The 13,688-nt window shown below is 68.8% G+C and carries 14 protein-coding genes; 5 read left to right on the forward strand and 9 right to left on the reverse strand.

From position 1 onward, the window contains the following. Positions 1–155 precede the first annotated feature (155 nt). Positions 156–1,295: a DUF63 family protein gene (locus OS889_RS10810; protein ID WP_372389782.1), complete on the reverse strand. Its 1,140-nt coding sequence runs from the start codon at positions 1,293–1,295 to the stop codon at positions 156–158. A gap of 92 nt (positions 1,296–1,387) precedes the next feature. Continuing rightward, on the reverse strand, positions 1,388–2,182 hold the full coding sequence (locus tag OS889_RS10815; protein WP_372389783.1) for an inositol monophosphatase family protein: 795 nt from the start codon (positions 2,180–2,182) through the stop codon (positions 1,388–1,390). Positions 2,183–2,346: 164 nt separating this feature from the next. On the opposite strand from OS889_RS10815, the gene OS889_RS10820 reads away from it, so the two are divergent. After that, the gene (locus tag OS889_RS10820; protein ID WP_372389784.1) at positions 2,347–2,625 is read left to right on the forward strand and encodes a hypothetical protein; all 279 of its coding nucleotides are present in this window, start codon (positions 2,347–2,349) and stop codon (positions 2,623–2,625) included. Positions 2,626–2,761: 136 nt separating this feature from the next. Here OS889_RS10820 and OS889_RS10825 read toward each other — a convergent pair whose 3' ends face one another. After that, positions 2,762–3,736 (reverse strand): biotin--[acetyl-CoA-carboxylase] ligase, encoded by a 975-nt coding sequence (locus OS889_RS10825; protein ID WP_372389785.1) that lies wholly within the window; start codon positions 3,734–3,736, stop codon positions 2,762–2,764. Positions 3,737–3,754: 18 nt separating this feature from the next. Further along, positions 3,755–5,590, reverse strand: coding sequence for an acetyl-CoA carboxylase biotin carboxylase subunit (locus tag OS889_RS10830; RefSeq protein ID WP_372389786.1), 1,836 nt, complete (start codon positions 5,588–5,590; stop codon positions 3,755–3,757). Between the two features lie 206 nt (positions 5,591–5,796). Here OS889_RS10830 and asd point away from each other — a divergent pair, with 206 nt between their 5' ends. From asd to OS889_RS10845, 3 genes are all read left to right on the forward strand, one after another. Beyond that, positions 5,797–6,831: an aspartate-semialdehyde dehydrogenase gene (gene asd, locus OS889_RS10835; RefSeq protein WP_372389787.1), complete on the forward strand. Its 1,035-nt coding sequence runs from the start codon at positions 5,797–5,799 to the stop codon at positions 6,829–6,831. Between the two features lie 121 nt (positions 6,832–6,952). Then, positions 6,953–7,435, forward strand: a complete 483-nt coding sequence (locus OS889_RS10840; RefSeq protein WP_372389788.1) for a redoxin domain-containing protein — start codon at positions 6,953–6,955, stop codon at positions 7,433–7,435. A 60-nt stretch (positions 7,436–7,495) separates the two neighbouring features. Further along, entirely contained in the window at positions 7,496–8,053 is a 558-nt protein-coding gene (locus tag OS889_RS10845) for an HD domain-containing protein (RefSeq protein WP_372389789.1), read from the forward strand. A 446-nt stretch (positions 8,054–8,499) separates the two neighbouring features. Here OS889_RS10845 and ilvD read toward each other — a convergent pair whose 3' ends face one another. After that, a complete protein-coding gene (ilvD, locus tag OS889_RS10850) occupies positions 8,500–10,257 on the reverse strand; it encodes a dihydroxy-acid dehydratase (protein ID WP_372389790.1) in 1,758 nt (585 codons plus the stop codon). Positions 10,258–10,415: 158 nt separating this feature from the next. Here ilvD and OS889_RS10855 point away from each other — a divergent pair, with 158 nt between their 5' ends. After that, positions 10,416–10,967 carry a hypothetical protein gene (locus OS889_RS10855; RefSeq protein WP_372389791.1) on the forward strand — a complete coding sequence of 184 codons (552 nt, stop codon included), beginning with the start codon at positions 10,416–10,418 and terminating at the stop codon, positions 10,965–10,967. Between the two features lie 41 nt (positions 10,968–11,008). On the opposite strand, the gene OS889_RS10860 is transcribed toward OS889_RS10855, so the two are convergent. From OS889_RS10860 to OS889_RS10875, 4 genes are all read right to left on the reverse strand, one after another. Beyond that, the gene (locus OS889_RS10860) at positions 11,009–11,617 is read right to left on the reverse strand and encodes a MogA/MoaB family molybdenum cofactor biosynthesis protein (RefSeq protein ID WP_372389792.1); all 609 of its coding nucleotides are present in this window, start codon (positions 11,615–11,617) and stop codon (positions 11,009–11,011) included. Positions 11,618–11,743: 126 nt separating this feature from the next. Beyond that, the gene (locus OS889_RS10865; RefSeq protein WP_089766274.1) at positions 11,744–11,920 is read right to left on the reverse strand and encodes a 50S ribosomal protein L37e; all 177 of its coding nucleotides are present in this window, start codon (positions 11,918–11,920) and stop codon (positions 11,744–11,746) included. After that, positions 11,917–12,150 (reverse strand): LSM domain-containing protein, encoded by a 234-nt coding sequence (locus OS889_RS10870; protein ID WP_372389793.1) that lies wholly within the window; start codon positions 12,148–12,150, stop codon positions 11,917–11,919. The genes OS889_RS10865 and OS889_RS10870 overlap by 4 nt, the downstream gene beginning before the upstream one ends. Before the next feature lie 125 nt (positions 12,151–12,275). Then, a complete protein-coding gene (locus OS889_RS10875) occupies positions 12,276–13,493 on the reverse strand; it encodes a sensor histidine kinase (RefSeq protein WP_372389795.1) in 1,218 nt (405 codons plus the stop codon). Positions 13,494–13,688 lie beyond the last annotated feature (195 nt).

A 13,688-nucleotide genomic window follows, 5' to 3' on the forward strand; every position in this document is an offset into this window, starting at 1 on the left:
GCGACCGACGCTCCGCTATCGGGGCAAAGCGAACAGCCGACACGAACCGCTCGCGCGACGACGTGTCGGACACCCGCGGCCCGTCGCGCGACACATTCCGGGGAGACGCGGGGTCTGGCCGCGTTCGAGTATAAAAATCCGAGGCGGGAATCGGCTCAGACGCCGAAGGTCGCCCGGAGCATATCCCGGGTGCCCGGACCCAGTCCGACCGCGAGGACCGCGACGAGGAGCAGTATCGTGTACCGCGGGCTCTCCTCGAAGATCTCCTCTTCGAAGACCCAGAGCACGAACGTCGCCGCGGCGAGCTTCAGGACGAGGAACGGCCAGGTGTCGCCCGTGACGGCGAGCACCGACGCCGGCAGCACCGCGCCGGTGACGTCCACGACGAACTGATTCACCGGGTGCTTCGGGATCAGGTTCGGGCCGGCGCCGATCGCGGTCATCCAGTCGAGGCCGACGACGTTCGCGACGCCGTCGACGGCGTGGCCCCACAGGACCACGAAGCCGATCCGGCCGGTCCCGGCGTTCACCGCGGGCGCGTACCGCTCGATGAGCCACCAGGAGGCGGCCGCGGCGAGCGTCGCCCCGACGAGGGTGATGACGAGTACCTGCGGGTAGAATTCGACGCCCTCGGCGCCGGAGAGGACGAGCGAGACGAGATAGCCGAGCGTCACGGCGAAGATCGCCGTCCCGATCCCGAAGAGCAGCCGATCGTAGCGCTCGACGAGGTCCGCCCGCGACGCGGCGACGGCGGCGACGACGGCCCCGAGGGTGATGACGAAGACCGTGAAGTAGATGATCGGGCTGATGACGAGCGTGTTCAGGGGATAGCTGATGAGCGCGTCGGCGGCCGAGCCGGCGTCGTTCGCGTCCTCGACGACCCGGAGCGCGCCCCCGAAGAAGACGAAGGGCAAGAGCGCGTAGAAGAACGTCCGGTCGGTCCCGAGATCGAGTCGGCGGAGGAGGAACACCACGCCGATGAGGGCGACGAGCAGCGTCACCATGTACCCGACCTCGGAAACGAGCGTGTAGCCGGGGTAGGCGACCGGCTCGGCCGCGTTCGCACACGCCTGCGCGTCGTAGAGGTACTGGACCGTGCTCCCCGGCCGGACCGCACAGACCGCGGAGTTGGCGTCGGCCTGAACGGGGCCCCAGAAGTAGTGCCAGATGAAGCCGTCGTAGACGACCTCCGGGCGGACGAGCGTCCCGACGACGAGGGCCGCAAGCGCCAGGAGGACGCCCGCCCCCCAGAGGCGTTCGGGGTCCGATCCGACCCGGTCGGCGACTGTCGACATACACGGAACCCCGGTTCCGGACGTGTTGAGGATTCCGGTCGACGGCGGGCGATCGACCGCCGAGCGGCGCCGATTCCGCGAGGGAACGCCGATTACTCCCCGTCGATCTCGCGGGCGGCGTCGAGGAGGGCGTCGTGGACGCCGCCGTTGGAGGCGACGAGCCCGACCGAATCGTGGCGCCAGCGGTCCCCCGACAGGTCCGTGACGGTCCCGCCGGCCGCCCGCACCATCGCGACGCCGGCGACCGTATCCCAGGGGTGCGACCGGATGTTCGTGACGACGCCGTCCAGGGAGCCGTCGGCCACGCCCGCCAGCTCCGCCTGCGCACAGCCGATCCGGCGGAGGTCCCCGAAGCGGTCCACGACGGCCTGACACGCCCGGGTGTACTGATCGCGCGAGTCGAAGTCCCACCACATCGTCGGCGTGGCGACGCCGGCCTCGGGGTCTGTCTCCGCGGAGACGGTCACGGCCTCGCCGTTCCGGTACGTCGTCTCGCCGTCGGTCCAGTAGTCGTCGCCGAGGGCCGGCAGCGACGTCGCACCCGCCGCCGGGTCGCCGTCGCGGACGACGGCCACGGCCGTGCCCCACGAGCGGATGCCGCGGACGAAGTTGTTCGTCCCGTCGATCGGGTCGACGATCCACGCGGTCCCGGATTCCGGCACCGACTTCGAGGCCCCCTCTTCCTCGCCGACGATCGCGGCCTCCGGGTACTCACCGCGGATCACGTCGATGACGGCGGCCTGCGCGTCCCGGTCGGCCTGGGTGACGACGTCGGTCTTTTCGCCCTTCTGCTCGACGTCGATGCCCGTGCGGAAGCGGTCGGCCGCGACCGCCGCGCCCGCCTCGGCCGCCCGGCGGGCCAGCGCCACAAGGTCTCCGTTCGCCATACCGACCCTCCAGGCCCGCGCGTGGTAAACGTCTCGGACCGGGACCCGGCGACTCGATCGCCATCCCCGTGGTCCCCGTTCGCGCCGTTTTCCGGCGGTACGAGACGATTAACTCGATTTCGAGTCTGAGTACACTTTAGTGGTCGGGACCGTATGTGACAGATATGAACCCGTCCGACGCGGCACGACAGCTCCAGTACGCGGTCGCCTCGCAGGCCGACACCTACGACTACGAGATCAGCCACTGGGAAGCCCACGCCTACGAGGACGTCTTCGCAGAGGTCGCCGACCGCGGGGACCTCTCGGACGTGATGAACGTCGTCGAGGAACTCGGCGACCGCTTCGTCGACGGCACGCGACCCTCGGCGGCCGAGGCGCGGCAGATCGCCGACGGCGTGCTCACGGCCGGCGGACGGCCGCTCACGGACGGCGGCGAGAACTGATAGTGGTTACTCTCGTCTCTTCCCGCTGAACGCCGTCACTCGGGGCGGCGTTCGGCGGTAAACAGCGAGAGTAATCCTATGAGCCGGCTGTCGCGACGGACGCTCTTTTCACCGCAGTTTCGCGGAGTCAGTCTCCTCACTCGGAGTCGCTCGGCCGCAAGTGCTCGCAGTCGCCGGCGCTGACGACGCGCTCGCCGTCGTCGGTGCGGACCACGAGGCTGCCGGGGAGCCGGACGTCGACGGCCTCGCCCTCGATCGTCTCGGTCGGCGTCTCGACGCGGACGCGACGCCCGAGCGTCGCGGCGTACTCGCGCCACGCGTCCAAGATGTCGCTCGGATCGGCGCCCTCGCCGGTCAGCTCAGCGAACCGCTCCAGCACGCGCTGGAGGAACACCCGACGGTCGACGTCGCCGACCTCGGCCCGGAGGCTCGTCGCCCCGGGGGGCAGCGCGTCGGCGTCGACGTTCGCGTTCACGCCGATGCCGACGACGAGCCACGAGACCCGGTCGGCTTCGCCCTCCATCTCCGTCAGGATCCCCGAGAGCTTCCGCTCTGTGCGTCCCGCATCGTCGCGTCCGTCGTCCTCGGCCGCCACGAGCACGTCGTTCGGCCACTTGATCCGGGCGTCGACGCCGGCCTCGCGGGCGGCGCGGGCGACGGCGACCGCCGCGGCGAGGGTGTAGATCGGCACCTCCGCGGGGGGGCGTCGCGGGCGCACGAGCAGGCTGGCCCAGACGCCGCCGGCGGGTGATCGCCACTCGCGGTCGAGCCGACCGCGGCCGCCCGTCTGCTCGTCTGCGACCACCACTACGTCTTCCTCGCCGTCGGCCGCGAGCTCGCGGGCGCGGTCGTTCGTGCTCGGGAGCCGGTCGTGGTACTCGATCCGGTACGGCGCGTCGAGGCCGAACTCGATCGCCGCGGCGCCGTACTCCGGAACGGAGGCGACCTCGTAGCCGTCGTCGGCGCTCTCGATTTCGAAGCCTGCGTCCCGGAGGAATTCGATGTGCTTCCAGACCGCCGCCCGCGACACGCCCAGGCGGTCGGCCAGCGCCGGTCCCTCGACCGGCCCGTCTTCGAGCGCCGCCAGGACGTCGCGTCGGGTGTCGTTCATCGCTGGGGTCACGCCGCGCTATTCGAGGACGACGAGGGTGTCGCCCATATCGACGCTGTCGCCCTCGGCGACGAGGACGTCGGAGACGGTGCCGCCGCGCTCGGTGACGACGTCGTTCTCCATCTTCATCGCCTCCAGGACGCAGACCACGTCGCCGGCGCCGACCTCGTCGCCGACCTCGACGTCGACGGCCAGGATCGTCCCCTGCATCTCGGCGGTGACCTGCTCGCCGTCGCCCTCGACGACGACCTCCTCGTCGTCGGACTCGGCCGCCTCCGGGCGGGAACGGGTCGACGGCCCGCCGGCGTCGGCGGCCGCTCCCGCGCCGTTGGCGACGGCCTCGACGTCCGGGACCGGCGGCGCGCCGCGCTCTTCGAGGTTCACCTCGAAGCGCTTGCCGTTGACCTCGACGGTGAACTCCCGTTCGGTGACGTCGTCGCTCTCGCCGTCGTCCTCTTCCCCGGTGTCGTCGCTCCCCGCATCGCCCCACTGCTCGACCGCCTGATCGATGCGCTCGCGATCGAGCTCCTCGTCGAGGTACTTCGTCGTGTGCTCGCCCGCCCGGAACGTCTCGTCTGTCACCATCAGTCGGTGGAACGGGATGATCGTCTCGATCCCCCGGATCTCGAACTCCGAGAGCGCCCGTTCCGACCGGGCGAGACACTCCTCGCGGTCCCCCGCGGCGACGATCAGCTTCGCGATCATCGAGTCGTAGTCGCCGCCGATCTCGTCGCCCTGGCGGACGGCGTCGTCGATGCGGACGCCCGGCCCGCCGGGCGGGTCGTAGGTCTCCAGCGAGCCCGTCGCGGGCGCGAAGTCGTCGGCGGCGTTCTCGGCGTTGATCCGGTACTCGATCGCGTGGCCCTCGATCTCGACGTCGTCCTGTGCGAAGTCGATCTCCTCGCCGGCGGCGACCCGCAGTTGCCACTTCACGACGTCGATGCCGGTGACCTCCTCGGTCGCGGTGTGTTCGACCTGGATCCGCGTGTTGACCTCCATGAAGTAGAACTCCCCGTCTTCGACGAGGAACTCCACCGTGCCGGCGTTGGTGTACTCCGCCTCGCGGACCCCGCGGCGGGCCGCGTTGCCGATGCGCTCCCGGAGGTCGGCGTCGAGCGCCGGCGACGGCGCCTCCTCGATCACCTTCTGGTGCCGTCGCTGGAGCGAGCAGTCGCGCTCGCCGAGGTGCCGGACGTTGCCGTGCTCGTCCGCGAGGATCTGGACCTCGATGTGGCGCGGCGATTCGAGGTACTTCTCGACGTAGACGGAGGAGTTGTCGAAGTAGGCCTCGCCCTCGCGCTGGGCCGTCTCCAGTTGGTCTTCGACCTCGTCCTCGGAGTGGACGACCTTGAGGCCGCGGCCGCCGCCGCCGCCCTCGGCCTTGATCGCGACGGGGTAGCCGTACTGCGCGGCGATCTCCTTCACCTCGTCGGCGGACTCGACGGGCTCTGTCGTCCCCGGGACGACCGGCACGTCGGCCTCCTGCATCAGCGCGCGGGCCTTCGTCTTCTCGCCGAGGCGCTCCATCGCGTCGGCGGAGGGGCCGATCCAGGTGAGGTCGCTCGCTTCGACCTTCCGGGCGAACTCGGCGTTCTCCGCGAGGAAGCCGTAGCCCGGGTGGACGGCGTCGGCGCCGGCCTTCCGTCCGGCCTCGATGACCGCCTCGTGGTCGAGGTAGGAGTCGGCGGCGCGCGCGGGGCCGACGTTGTACGCCTCGTCGGCGTAGCGCACGTGTCCCGCGTGCTTGTCGGCGTCGCTGTACACCGCGACGGTCCGCACGCCCAGGTCGCGGCAGGCCCGCATCACCCGCACGGCGATCTCTCCGCGGTTAGCGACGAGCACCTTGGTGAACATTTGGCGATGTATTCCGAAACGCGGTACCTCTATCTGTCGGTTCCCGACGAATCGAGTATCGACGACCGTCGAATAATCCGGATCGGTGGCGATGCCAGAACTGACCGTTCGGCGGGGCAATCAGCCCAGGGCGTTTCAATTTTGAACGTCCGTGAAATACGTCGCGAATCCAAACCGCCTTATGTGTGTGTCTCCCACGCCCACCAATGTCAGTACGTGTCGGCATTCTCGGTGCGACCGGTGCGGTGGGACAGCGATTCATCCAGCTTCTCGACGACCACCCGACGTTCGAGCTCGCGGCGGTGACCGCCTCCGAGGAGAGCGCGGGCAAGACCTACCGCGAGGCGGCGAAGTGGCGCGTCAACACGCCGATCCCGGACGACGTCGCGGAAATGACCGTCGGCGCCACGACGCCCGACGACGTCCCGGACGACGTCGATCTGCTCTTCTCGTCGCTCCCGTCGGGCGCCGCCGCGGAAGTCGAACCCGACTTCCTGGAGGAAGGCTACGTTGTCTCCTCGAACTCCTCGAACGACCGGATGGCGCCCGACGTCCCGCTCACGATCCCCGAGATCAACCCCGGCCACCTCGACCTGATCGAGGTCCAGCGCGACGAGCGCGGCTGGGACGGCGCCCTCGTGAAGAACCCCAACTGCTCGACGATCACGATGGTCCCGACGCTCGCGGCACTGGACCAGTTCGGCCTGGAATCCGTCCAGGTCTCGACGCTGCAGGCCGTCTCCGGCGCGGGCTACTCCGGCGTCACCTCGATGGAGATCATCGACAACGCCATCCCGCACATCGGCGGCGAGGAGGAGAAGATGGAGACCGAATCGCGGAAGCTCCTGGGCACCTTCGACGGCACGGGCGTCGACCTCCACGGGATGGACGTCGCCGCCTCGTGCAACCGCATCCCGACGCTCGACGGCCACCTGGAGAACGTCTTCGCCGAGACCGAAGAGGACGTCTCCCCGGAGGAGGCGGCCGCGGCGATGCGGGAGTACCCGAGCGCGGACCTGCCCTCCTCGCCGGACCAGCTCATCCACGTCTTCGAGGACCTCGAACGGCCGCAGCCCCGACTCGATCGCGAGCGCGGCGACGGGATGCAGATCTCCGCCGGCGGCCTCCAGGAGACCGAGGCCGGCCTGAAGTACAACTGTCTGGCGCACAACACCATCCGCGGCGCGGCCGGCGCCTCGCTCCTCAACGGCGAACTGCTCGTCGAAGAGGGCTGGGTCTAAGGTACCTCCGTTCATCGTTTCGGAGTCGCGTCCGCCGGGGTCGTTTCCGTCCGCGGTCGTGAGTCGTCCGAACACGTTCCCCACCAGGTTTTGGTCGTTCGGTCCATATCCAACGGACGAGATGTCCGACACACCATCCGAAGGCGACGAAGCACCGACGTTCACCGCGACGTACAAGGGCAGCGACCACGAGACGTTCGACCTCGCCGACCACCTCGGCGACGGGCCCGTCGTGTTGGCCTTCTTCCCCGGCGCGTTCACGCCGCCGTGTTCGAACGAGATGGTGGCGTTGCAGGAGCGCTACGATGACTTCGCGGACGCGGGCGCGACGCTGTTCGGCGTGAGCGCCGACTCGTCGTTCTCGCTCGGGGCGTTCGCCGACGAGTACGACCTGGCGTTCGACCTCGTGAGCGATATGTCCGGCGACGCCATCGAGGCGTACGGCCTCTCGATGGAGATCCCCGACCTGGGGCTGTACGGCATCGCCAACCGCGCGGTGTTCGTCCTCGACGACGACGGCGTCGTCACCTACAGTTGGGTCGCCGAGGATCCCACGAACGAACCCGACTACGAGGAACTGCTGGCGGCCGTCGAAGCGGCCTGATCGGCCGGCGCGACCGAGTCGGCTCGGAACCTACTTTTCCGTCCGCGACCGAGCGGTCGTATGACCGAAGACGCGGTCCGAGCGGCGTTTCCCGAACTCGACGCGATCGAGGATCCGGACCTCCGCGCGGGCGTCGTCGACGCGTGGGCGACTGCGATGGCCGAAAACGGCGTTTCCGACCTCGCGTCGGTGCCGTGGCTGCCGCCGACCCAGCGCGAGCTCTCGCTTGACGGCGAGTACCTCGTCGATCACGTCCGCGACGTGGCCGCCGGCGCGATCGGCCTCGCCGAGACGCTGTTGGACCGCCGGGGCGACGCCCTCGCGATCGACACGGACGTCCTCGTCGCGGGCGCGCTCGTCCACGATGTGAGCAAGCTCGCCGAGTTCGACGGGATGGACGACACGGCGGTCTACGACCTGCTGGGACACCCCTACTACGGCGTCCACGTCGTCGCCCGAAGCGGACTCCCGGTCGAACTGGCGCACATCGTCCTTTCGCACACGAGCCGGACGGCGGTCGAGCCGGCGACGATCGAAGCCGAGATCATCAGGCGGGTCGACGAGGTGGCGGCCTCGGCGATCCGGTGGCGGGCGACCGACGACCTGCGGACGGTGTGAGCGGTCGGAGTCAGATTCGACGCGAAAACGGCGATCAGAGCAGCGCGAGCGCGAACTCAATCAGCCCCTGCATACCGCTGCGAATCTTCGGCGGACCGCCGTGCTCGATCACGTCGGCGGGAATATGCACCCAGACCGCCAAGAGCAACAGTAAGCAGAACTGCCGTGAGGAGATCAAGCTGGTGGAGCCATCTCGGGCCGTCGATGAGGACCGTGAGGATATCAAATAGATCAACGCTAATCCCAGCGAGCCCACAAGCGCCGACGACCAGAAGTGGTACCAGGCGGGATGTATCGGGTCGTACATTCATATTCCGAGACCCGATCTGCGTCCAGTTAACTGAACGGGTGTAATTACCAACGCTGAAAATCTCTCTCGTTTTGACCCGTCGCGCGCAGGCAGGGGTCGTCGTCGGATCAGAGACGAGCCGAAAAAGAGCGGCGAGCTAGCGTTCTTTCGCGCCGGGGTTCGTCACGGCGCCGTTCGCCGCCGAGCCGAAGTCGTTGCCGTACTTCGCGAGCACGCCGGAGGTGTACGCCGGCTCCGCGGGCTCCCACTCTTCCTTCCGGGCGTCGAGTTCTTCCTCCGAGAGGTCGACAGAGAGCTCCCGCTCGGGGATGTCGACGGTGATCTCGTCGCCGTCTTCGACGAGGCCGATCGCGCCGCCGACGGCGGCCTCCGGCGCGACGTGGCCGACCATCGGGCCGCGGGTCGCCCCGGAGAAGCGGCCGTCGGTCAGGAGCGCGACGTCGTCCTCGTGGCCCTGGCCCACCACGGCCGCGGTGACGCCGAGCATCTCGCGCATCCCGGGACCGCCCTGCGGGCCCTCGTTGCGGATGACGATGACGTCGCCCGACTCGATGTGGCCCTCCTGGACGTACTCCATCGCCGCCTCCTCGTTCTCGAAGACGCGCGCGGGGCCCTGGTGGTGGAATTTGTCGTCGCCGGTGACCTTCAGGACCGCCCCGTCGGGCGCGAGGTTGCCGGTGAGGATCTTGATCGCGCCCTCCTCCTGGTAGGGTTCGTCGACGGTGTAGATGAAGTCGCCCTCGATCTCGTCGTCGTTCGGGAGGTCCAGTTCGTCGAGTTCCTCCTCGATCGTCCGGCCGGTGACGGTCATCGCGTCGCCGTGGAACAGCCCCGCGTCGAGGAGGCGCCGGATCACGACCGGGACGCCGCCCTCCTCGTGGAGGTCGTTCATCGTCTTCGTGCCGCCGGGCTGGAGGTTCGCGATCTTCGGCGTCCGGCGGGAGATCTCGTCGAACTCCTCGATCGAGAGGTCGATGCCGGCCTCCGCGGCGAGCGCGAGCAGGTGCAGGACCGCGTTGGTCGAGCCGCCGATCGCGACCTGGAGCGCGATGGCGTTCTCGAAGGACTCCTTCGTGAGGATGTCGGAGGGGCGGATGTCGTTCTCGACGGCGTTGAGGACCGCTTCGCCCGAGCGGCGCGCGACGTCGTAGCGCTCCGGCGACTCGGCGGGCGCGTCGGCGGTGCCGAGCGGCGCCATCCCGAGGGCCTCCGAGATGGAGGCCATCGTGTTGGCGGTGAACATCCCGCCGCAGGAGCCCGCGCCGGGGCAGGCGTGCCGCTCTAAGTCGTCGAGTTCGTCGGCGCTCATCTCGCCCTCGGCGTAGGTGCCGACGCCCTCGAAGACGTTCTGGATGGTGACGTCGCGGCCGTCGTGCTCGCCGGGCATAATCGACCCGCCGTAGAGGAACACCGAGGGCAGGTCGGTCCGGATCGAGGCCATCATCATCCCGGGGAGGTTCTTGTCGCAGCCCGCAACCGTGACGAGGGCGTCCATCCGCTCGCCGAAGGCGACGAGCTCGACGGAGTCGGCGATGACCTCCCGGGAGATCAGCGAGGCCTTCATCCCCTCGGTGCCCATCGAGATGGCGTCCGAGATCGTGATCGTCCCGAACTCGATCGGCATCCCGCCGGCGTCCTCGACGCCCTCGACGGCCGCGTCGGCGACGTCGTCGAGGTGGACGTTACACGGCGTGATGTCGGCCGCCGGGTTGGCGACGCCGACCATCGGCGAGCCGAGGTCCTCGTCGTCGAAGCCCATCGCGCGGAACATCGCCCGGTGCGGGGCCTTGTCGGCTCCCTCGGTGACGTCCGCGCTGGGGAGGTCGGGGTCCTTCCCGCTGGAGAACGGCTCCTCGTCGCCGTCCTCGCGTTCGCGTGGTTCCTGCTTGCTCATACATCAGGGTTGTCGCAGCGCCATTAAAAGGCCACGTTTGGGGCGGTCGGCGTCGATCGATCCGACGCGGACGGCGGGGCGGCGGGCGGCCAGCGGCTTCCGAACTGTCCGGTACTTACAAGCGCTCGCTGGACGAACGGATATATAACACCCGAAGAATGGTTCAATCGGACATATCGCAGACGGAGTACGAGACGAGCCAGGAGCTGATGGACCTGCTCCGGTACACGGCGGAGTCGCTGAGCCTGGACTTCACGCGGTGGGACGAACAGCACGTCTCAGGTCCCAGCCTCTACTTCCTCGTCGTCGCCGACGTCGACGTGAGCGGGTACACAGATCCGCTCGGCGCCAACAAGTGGCCGGTCAATCGGTGCCGGGTGGTGTCGGGGTCGGCCGAGGCGTTCGTCGAGGCGGCGCGGGACGTCGCGTTCACCTGCGACGGCGCGATCGTCGTCGCCGCCGACGGGACCGTCCAAGAGCAGATGGTCCGGGTCAGGAGCCCCAGCCACGAGTCGACCGCGGCGTTCGATCTGGAGTACGCCGACTGGATGGGGACGAAGCATATGAGCGCGCTCGAAGCGTCGACGCGCGAGGAGGTGCTGTGGGCGGTGACGCTCAGCGAGGAGGACGGCCGCGTGACCTCGTTCCTGAACGGGACCTACCAGGACTACCCCCGCGAGGAGATCGGCGGGCGGTGGCGACCCGAGTGACGGCGGCCGCCGGTCCCCGTCCTCGAGTTCTGTGACTACTGTCAGTTCTCGTCTCCGTCCCCGTCCCGCGTCGCCAACCCCGCGAGGTGGGGCGCCTCGGGGACGATGATCTCCTCGCTGCCGAGCCGCGCGGCGTTCTCGCTCCCCGGCAGACAGAACACGGGGACCCCCTGGACGACGCCCGCGGTCGCCCGCGTCCCGACGATCCGGGTCCCGATTTCGGCCTCCGAGCGCCGTCGGAACAGCTCCCCGAACCCCGGGAGCGACTTCGCGAAGAGGTCCCCGACCGCCTCGACGGTCACGTCGTCGGGCGTCACGCCGGTCCCGCCGGTCGTCACCGCGACGTCGACGTCCTCGCGGTCGACGAGGCGGTCCACGGTCGACTGCACGGCGTCGAAGTCGTCCTCGACGACCTCGCGGACGGCGACGTCGTGGCCCTCGGCCTCGAACGCCGCCTCGATCACGTCGCCGGCGGGGTCGTCCTCCAGCGACCGCGAGGTCGATATCGTGACCACCGCCGCCTGCAGCGTGCCGACGTCGTGGGCGTGGTGGCCGTCGTGGTCGTGGTCGTGGTCGTGGTGATCGTGTCCGTCTCCGTGATCGTGGCTGTGGTCGTCCCCGTGGTCGTGATCCGAATCGTGATCGCTCATACACCGGGGTTTTCGCCCCACCGACAAAGGTCCACAGCATTCAGGTGGCCCTCGGCGATGGCGAGGCCGACACCGAATGAATGGACCGCGAAAACAGTCTGCAGCGAGGAGACGAGAGCGCGGGCGTCAGTTGTCGCCGGCCTTCGACTGCCACTCGTAGTCGCGGCGCTTCGCGGACTTCCCGAAGCCGCACGACGAACAGACCTTCTTCTTCACGTGGTAGGACTTCTCGCCGCAGCGTCGGCATTTGACGTGCGTCGTCTTGTTCTTCTTACCTTGACTCGGGGTGCCTGCGCCCGTCATGTTTGTATCGTCACGACGTTGTCGCCGCGTATAATCGTTGTGTCTTCGACCGCTGTGACCTCCAGTTCGGCCTGGACGGCGTCGTCGACGTCGGTCGCCGGCTCGAGGACGGCGTTCATGTGCTGGTCGTATCCGGCGAGCGTGCCGTAGTACGCCGTGCCGTCCTTCAGCGTGATCGTGACGACATCTTCGAGCGCGGCTTCGAGAACGTCGAGGGGTCGTCCGCTCATACCCCAAGCGCCTCCCGTTTCGGTATTAAATGTGCCGAACCGGCCCCGTCCCCGGGGAATTCGCCCGAGGCGTCGTGATGCGACTCCGGGTGTCGGGCCTGCGCGGCGGGCCGTCCGTATCCCACTCAGCTACGACGAGCCTCTTCTTCGACGAGCGGGACCGAGAGCACCACCACGCCGCCGGCGTAGTCGTCGTCGCCGACCGAGATCGCTCCGCCGAGCTGCCGGATGATGAACCGGACGATCCAAAAGCCCAGCCCGCTCCCGTGGCGGAGCGGCGTCTCCTCCTCCTCGAAGAGGGCGACGCGCTCGTGGTCCGGAATCCCGGGCCCGCGGTCGGCGATCCGGACGTCGACGTAGCCCGCCGCGTTGCTGGCCGAGATCGTGACCGTCACGACCTGGCAGTCCGCGTGCTTGATCCCGTTCTCGCAGAGTTCGACGACCGCGGGGTGGAGGCGCTCGGAGACCGAAAGCGCCGGGTCGACCTCGATCGAGGCCCGGACGGTGCTCTCGGGCCAGTCCCGCGTCACGGACGTCCGGACCGCGTTCGTGAGGTGTTCCAGGGTCACCGTCCCCCCGGCGTCCTCGTCGAACAGGCGCTCGATCTGTCGGGCCTTCTCCGCGAGGCCGATCCACCGGTCGGCGATGCGGTCGATCACCTCCGCGGAGGCGGCGACCTCCTCGTCGTCGTGCTCGGCGAGGGTTCGCGCGTGCCCGCGCAAGAGATTCAGATCGTTGCGGACGTTGTGGCGCATCAGTCGATTGAGGACGTCGGCCTGCCGCTCCCGGTGCTTCCGACGCGTGACGTCGATGTGGAGAAGGACGCGGCCGCGGGCGTCGCGTCGGGGCACGCCCTCGACCAAGGTGTGTATCAGGCGGCCGTCGGCACCCACGAGACAGTGTTCGACGGTCGAAGCGCCCAGGTGCGAGACCCAGCGTTCGTGACGCCAGTCGGCTCGGTCCGACTGCGACCCGTCCGTCGGGTCGGCGCCGGCCGACGAATCGGCCAACGGTTCCCTATCGCGTGCGGTCGCGCCCTCGAAATTCGAGGACTCGTCCGCCGCCGGGGCGGAACTCCACCGCCAGGAGTCGCCGCCGTCGGACCGGGTCGACCACGGGCCGTTCTCGGGCCCGGTGTCGGGCGTGGTCTCGGACGCGTAGACCGAACGCAGCGGCCGGCCGGTGAGTTCGTCGGACGACAGATCGAGCCGGCGGACGAACGCGTCGTTGCACTCTTCGATGCGCTCTATGCCCCGATCGTCGACGACGGTCCGAACCGCCAGCAACGGGAGTTGCTCGAACGCCCCCACGTCCCCCCTCGTGAACACCCCGTCACGATCCATCGTACATCACGCTTGTGCCAACGACTACCAGATAGGCTAATGAACCTTGCCTCGGAAATATCGAATCCGATAACTCCGATCCGATTCTGTCCCCGTTTCGAACGGTCGAATCGCTCGCCAATACGGCTTTCTGACTACCCGACTGCGCCGGTACAAACGGTGAGAATCAGGGCCGGCGTCTTTGAACAAGCGCGT

It is taken from the genome of Halobellus sp. MBLA0158 (genome assembly GCF_041477585.1).
In the GTDB taxonomy this organism is placed as follows: Archaea; Halobacteriota; Halobacteria; order Halobacteriales; family Haloferacaceae; genus Haloquadratum; species Haloquadratum rubicundus.

Excerpts from the sequence above, each read along its gene's own strand:
- OS889_RS10830 (WP_372389786.1), bottom strand. The coding sequence starts at position 5,590 with ATGTTCACCAAGGTGCTCGTCGCTAACCGCGGAGAGATCGCCGTGCGG.
- OS889_RS10840 (WP_372389788.1), top strand. The coding sequence starts at position 6,953 with ATGTCCGACACACCATCCGAAGGCGACGAAGCACCGACGTTCACCGCG.
- asd (WP_372389787.1), top strand. The coding sequence starts at position 5,797 with ATGTCAGTACGTGTCGGCATTCTCGGTGCGACCGGTGCGGTGGGACAG.
- OS889_RS10815 (WP_372389783.1), bottom strand. The coding sequence starts at position 2,182 with ATGGCGAACGGAGACCTTGTGGCGCTGGCCCGCCGGGCGGCCGAGGCG.
- OS889_RS10870 (WP_372389793.1), bottom strand. The coding sequence starts at position 12,150 with ATGAGCGGACGACCCCTCGACGTTCTCGAAGCCGCGCTCGAAGATGTC.
- OS889_RS10820 (WP_372389784.1), top strand. The coding sequence starts at position 2,347 with ATGAACCCGTCCGACGCGGCACGACAGCTCCAGTACGCGGTCGCCTCG.
- OS889_RS10865 (WP_089766274.1), bottom strand. The coding sequence starts at position 11,920 with ATGACGGGCGCAGGCACCCCGAGTCAAGGTAAGAAGAACAAGACGACG.
- OS889_RS10860 (WP_372389792.1), bottom strand. The coding sequence starts at position 11,617 with ATGAGCGATCACGATTCGGATCACGACCACGGGGACGACCACAGCCAC.
- OS889_RS10845 (WP_372389789.1), top strand. The coding sequence starts at position 7,496 with ATGACCGAAGACGCGGTCCGAGCGGCGTTTCCCGAACTCGACGCGATC.
- OS889_RS10825 (WP_372389785.1), bottom strand. The coding sequence starts at position 3,736 with ATGAACGACACCCGACGCGACGTCCTGGCGGCGCTCGAAGACGGGCCG.
- OS889_RS10855 (WP_372389791.1), top strand. The coding sequence starts at position 10,416 with ATGGTTCAATCGGACATATCGCAGACGGAGTACGAGACGAGCCAGGAG.
- ilvD (WP_372389790.1), bottom strand. The coding sequence starts at position 10,257 with ATGAGCAAGCAGGAACCACGCGAACGCGAGGACGGCGACGAGGAGCCG.
- OS889_RS10875 (WP_372389795.1), bottom strand. The coding sequence starts at position 13,493 with ATGGATCGTGACGGGGTGTTCACGAGGGGGGACGTGGGGGCGTTCGAG.
- OS889_RS10810 (WP_372389782.1), bottom strand. The coding sequence starts at position 1,295 with ATGTCGACAGTCGCCGACCGGGTCGGATCGGACCCCGAACGCCTCTGG.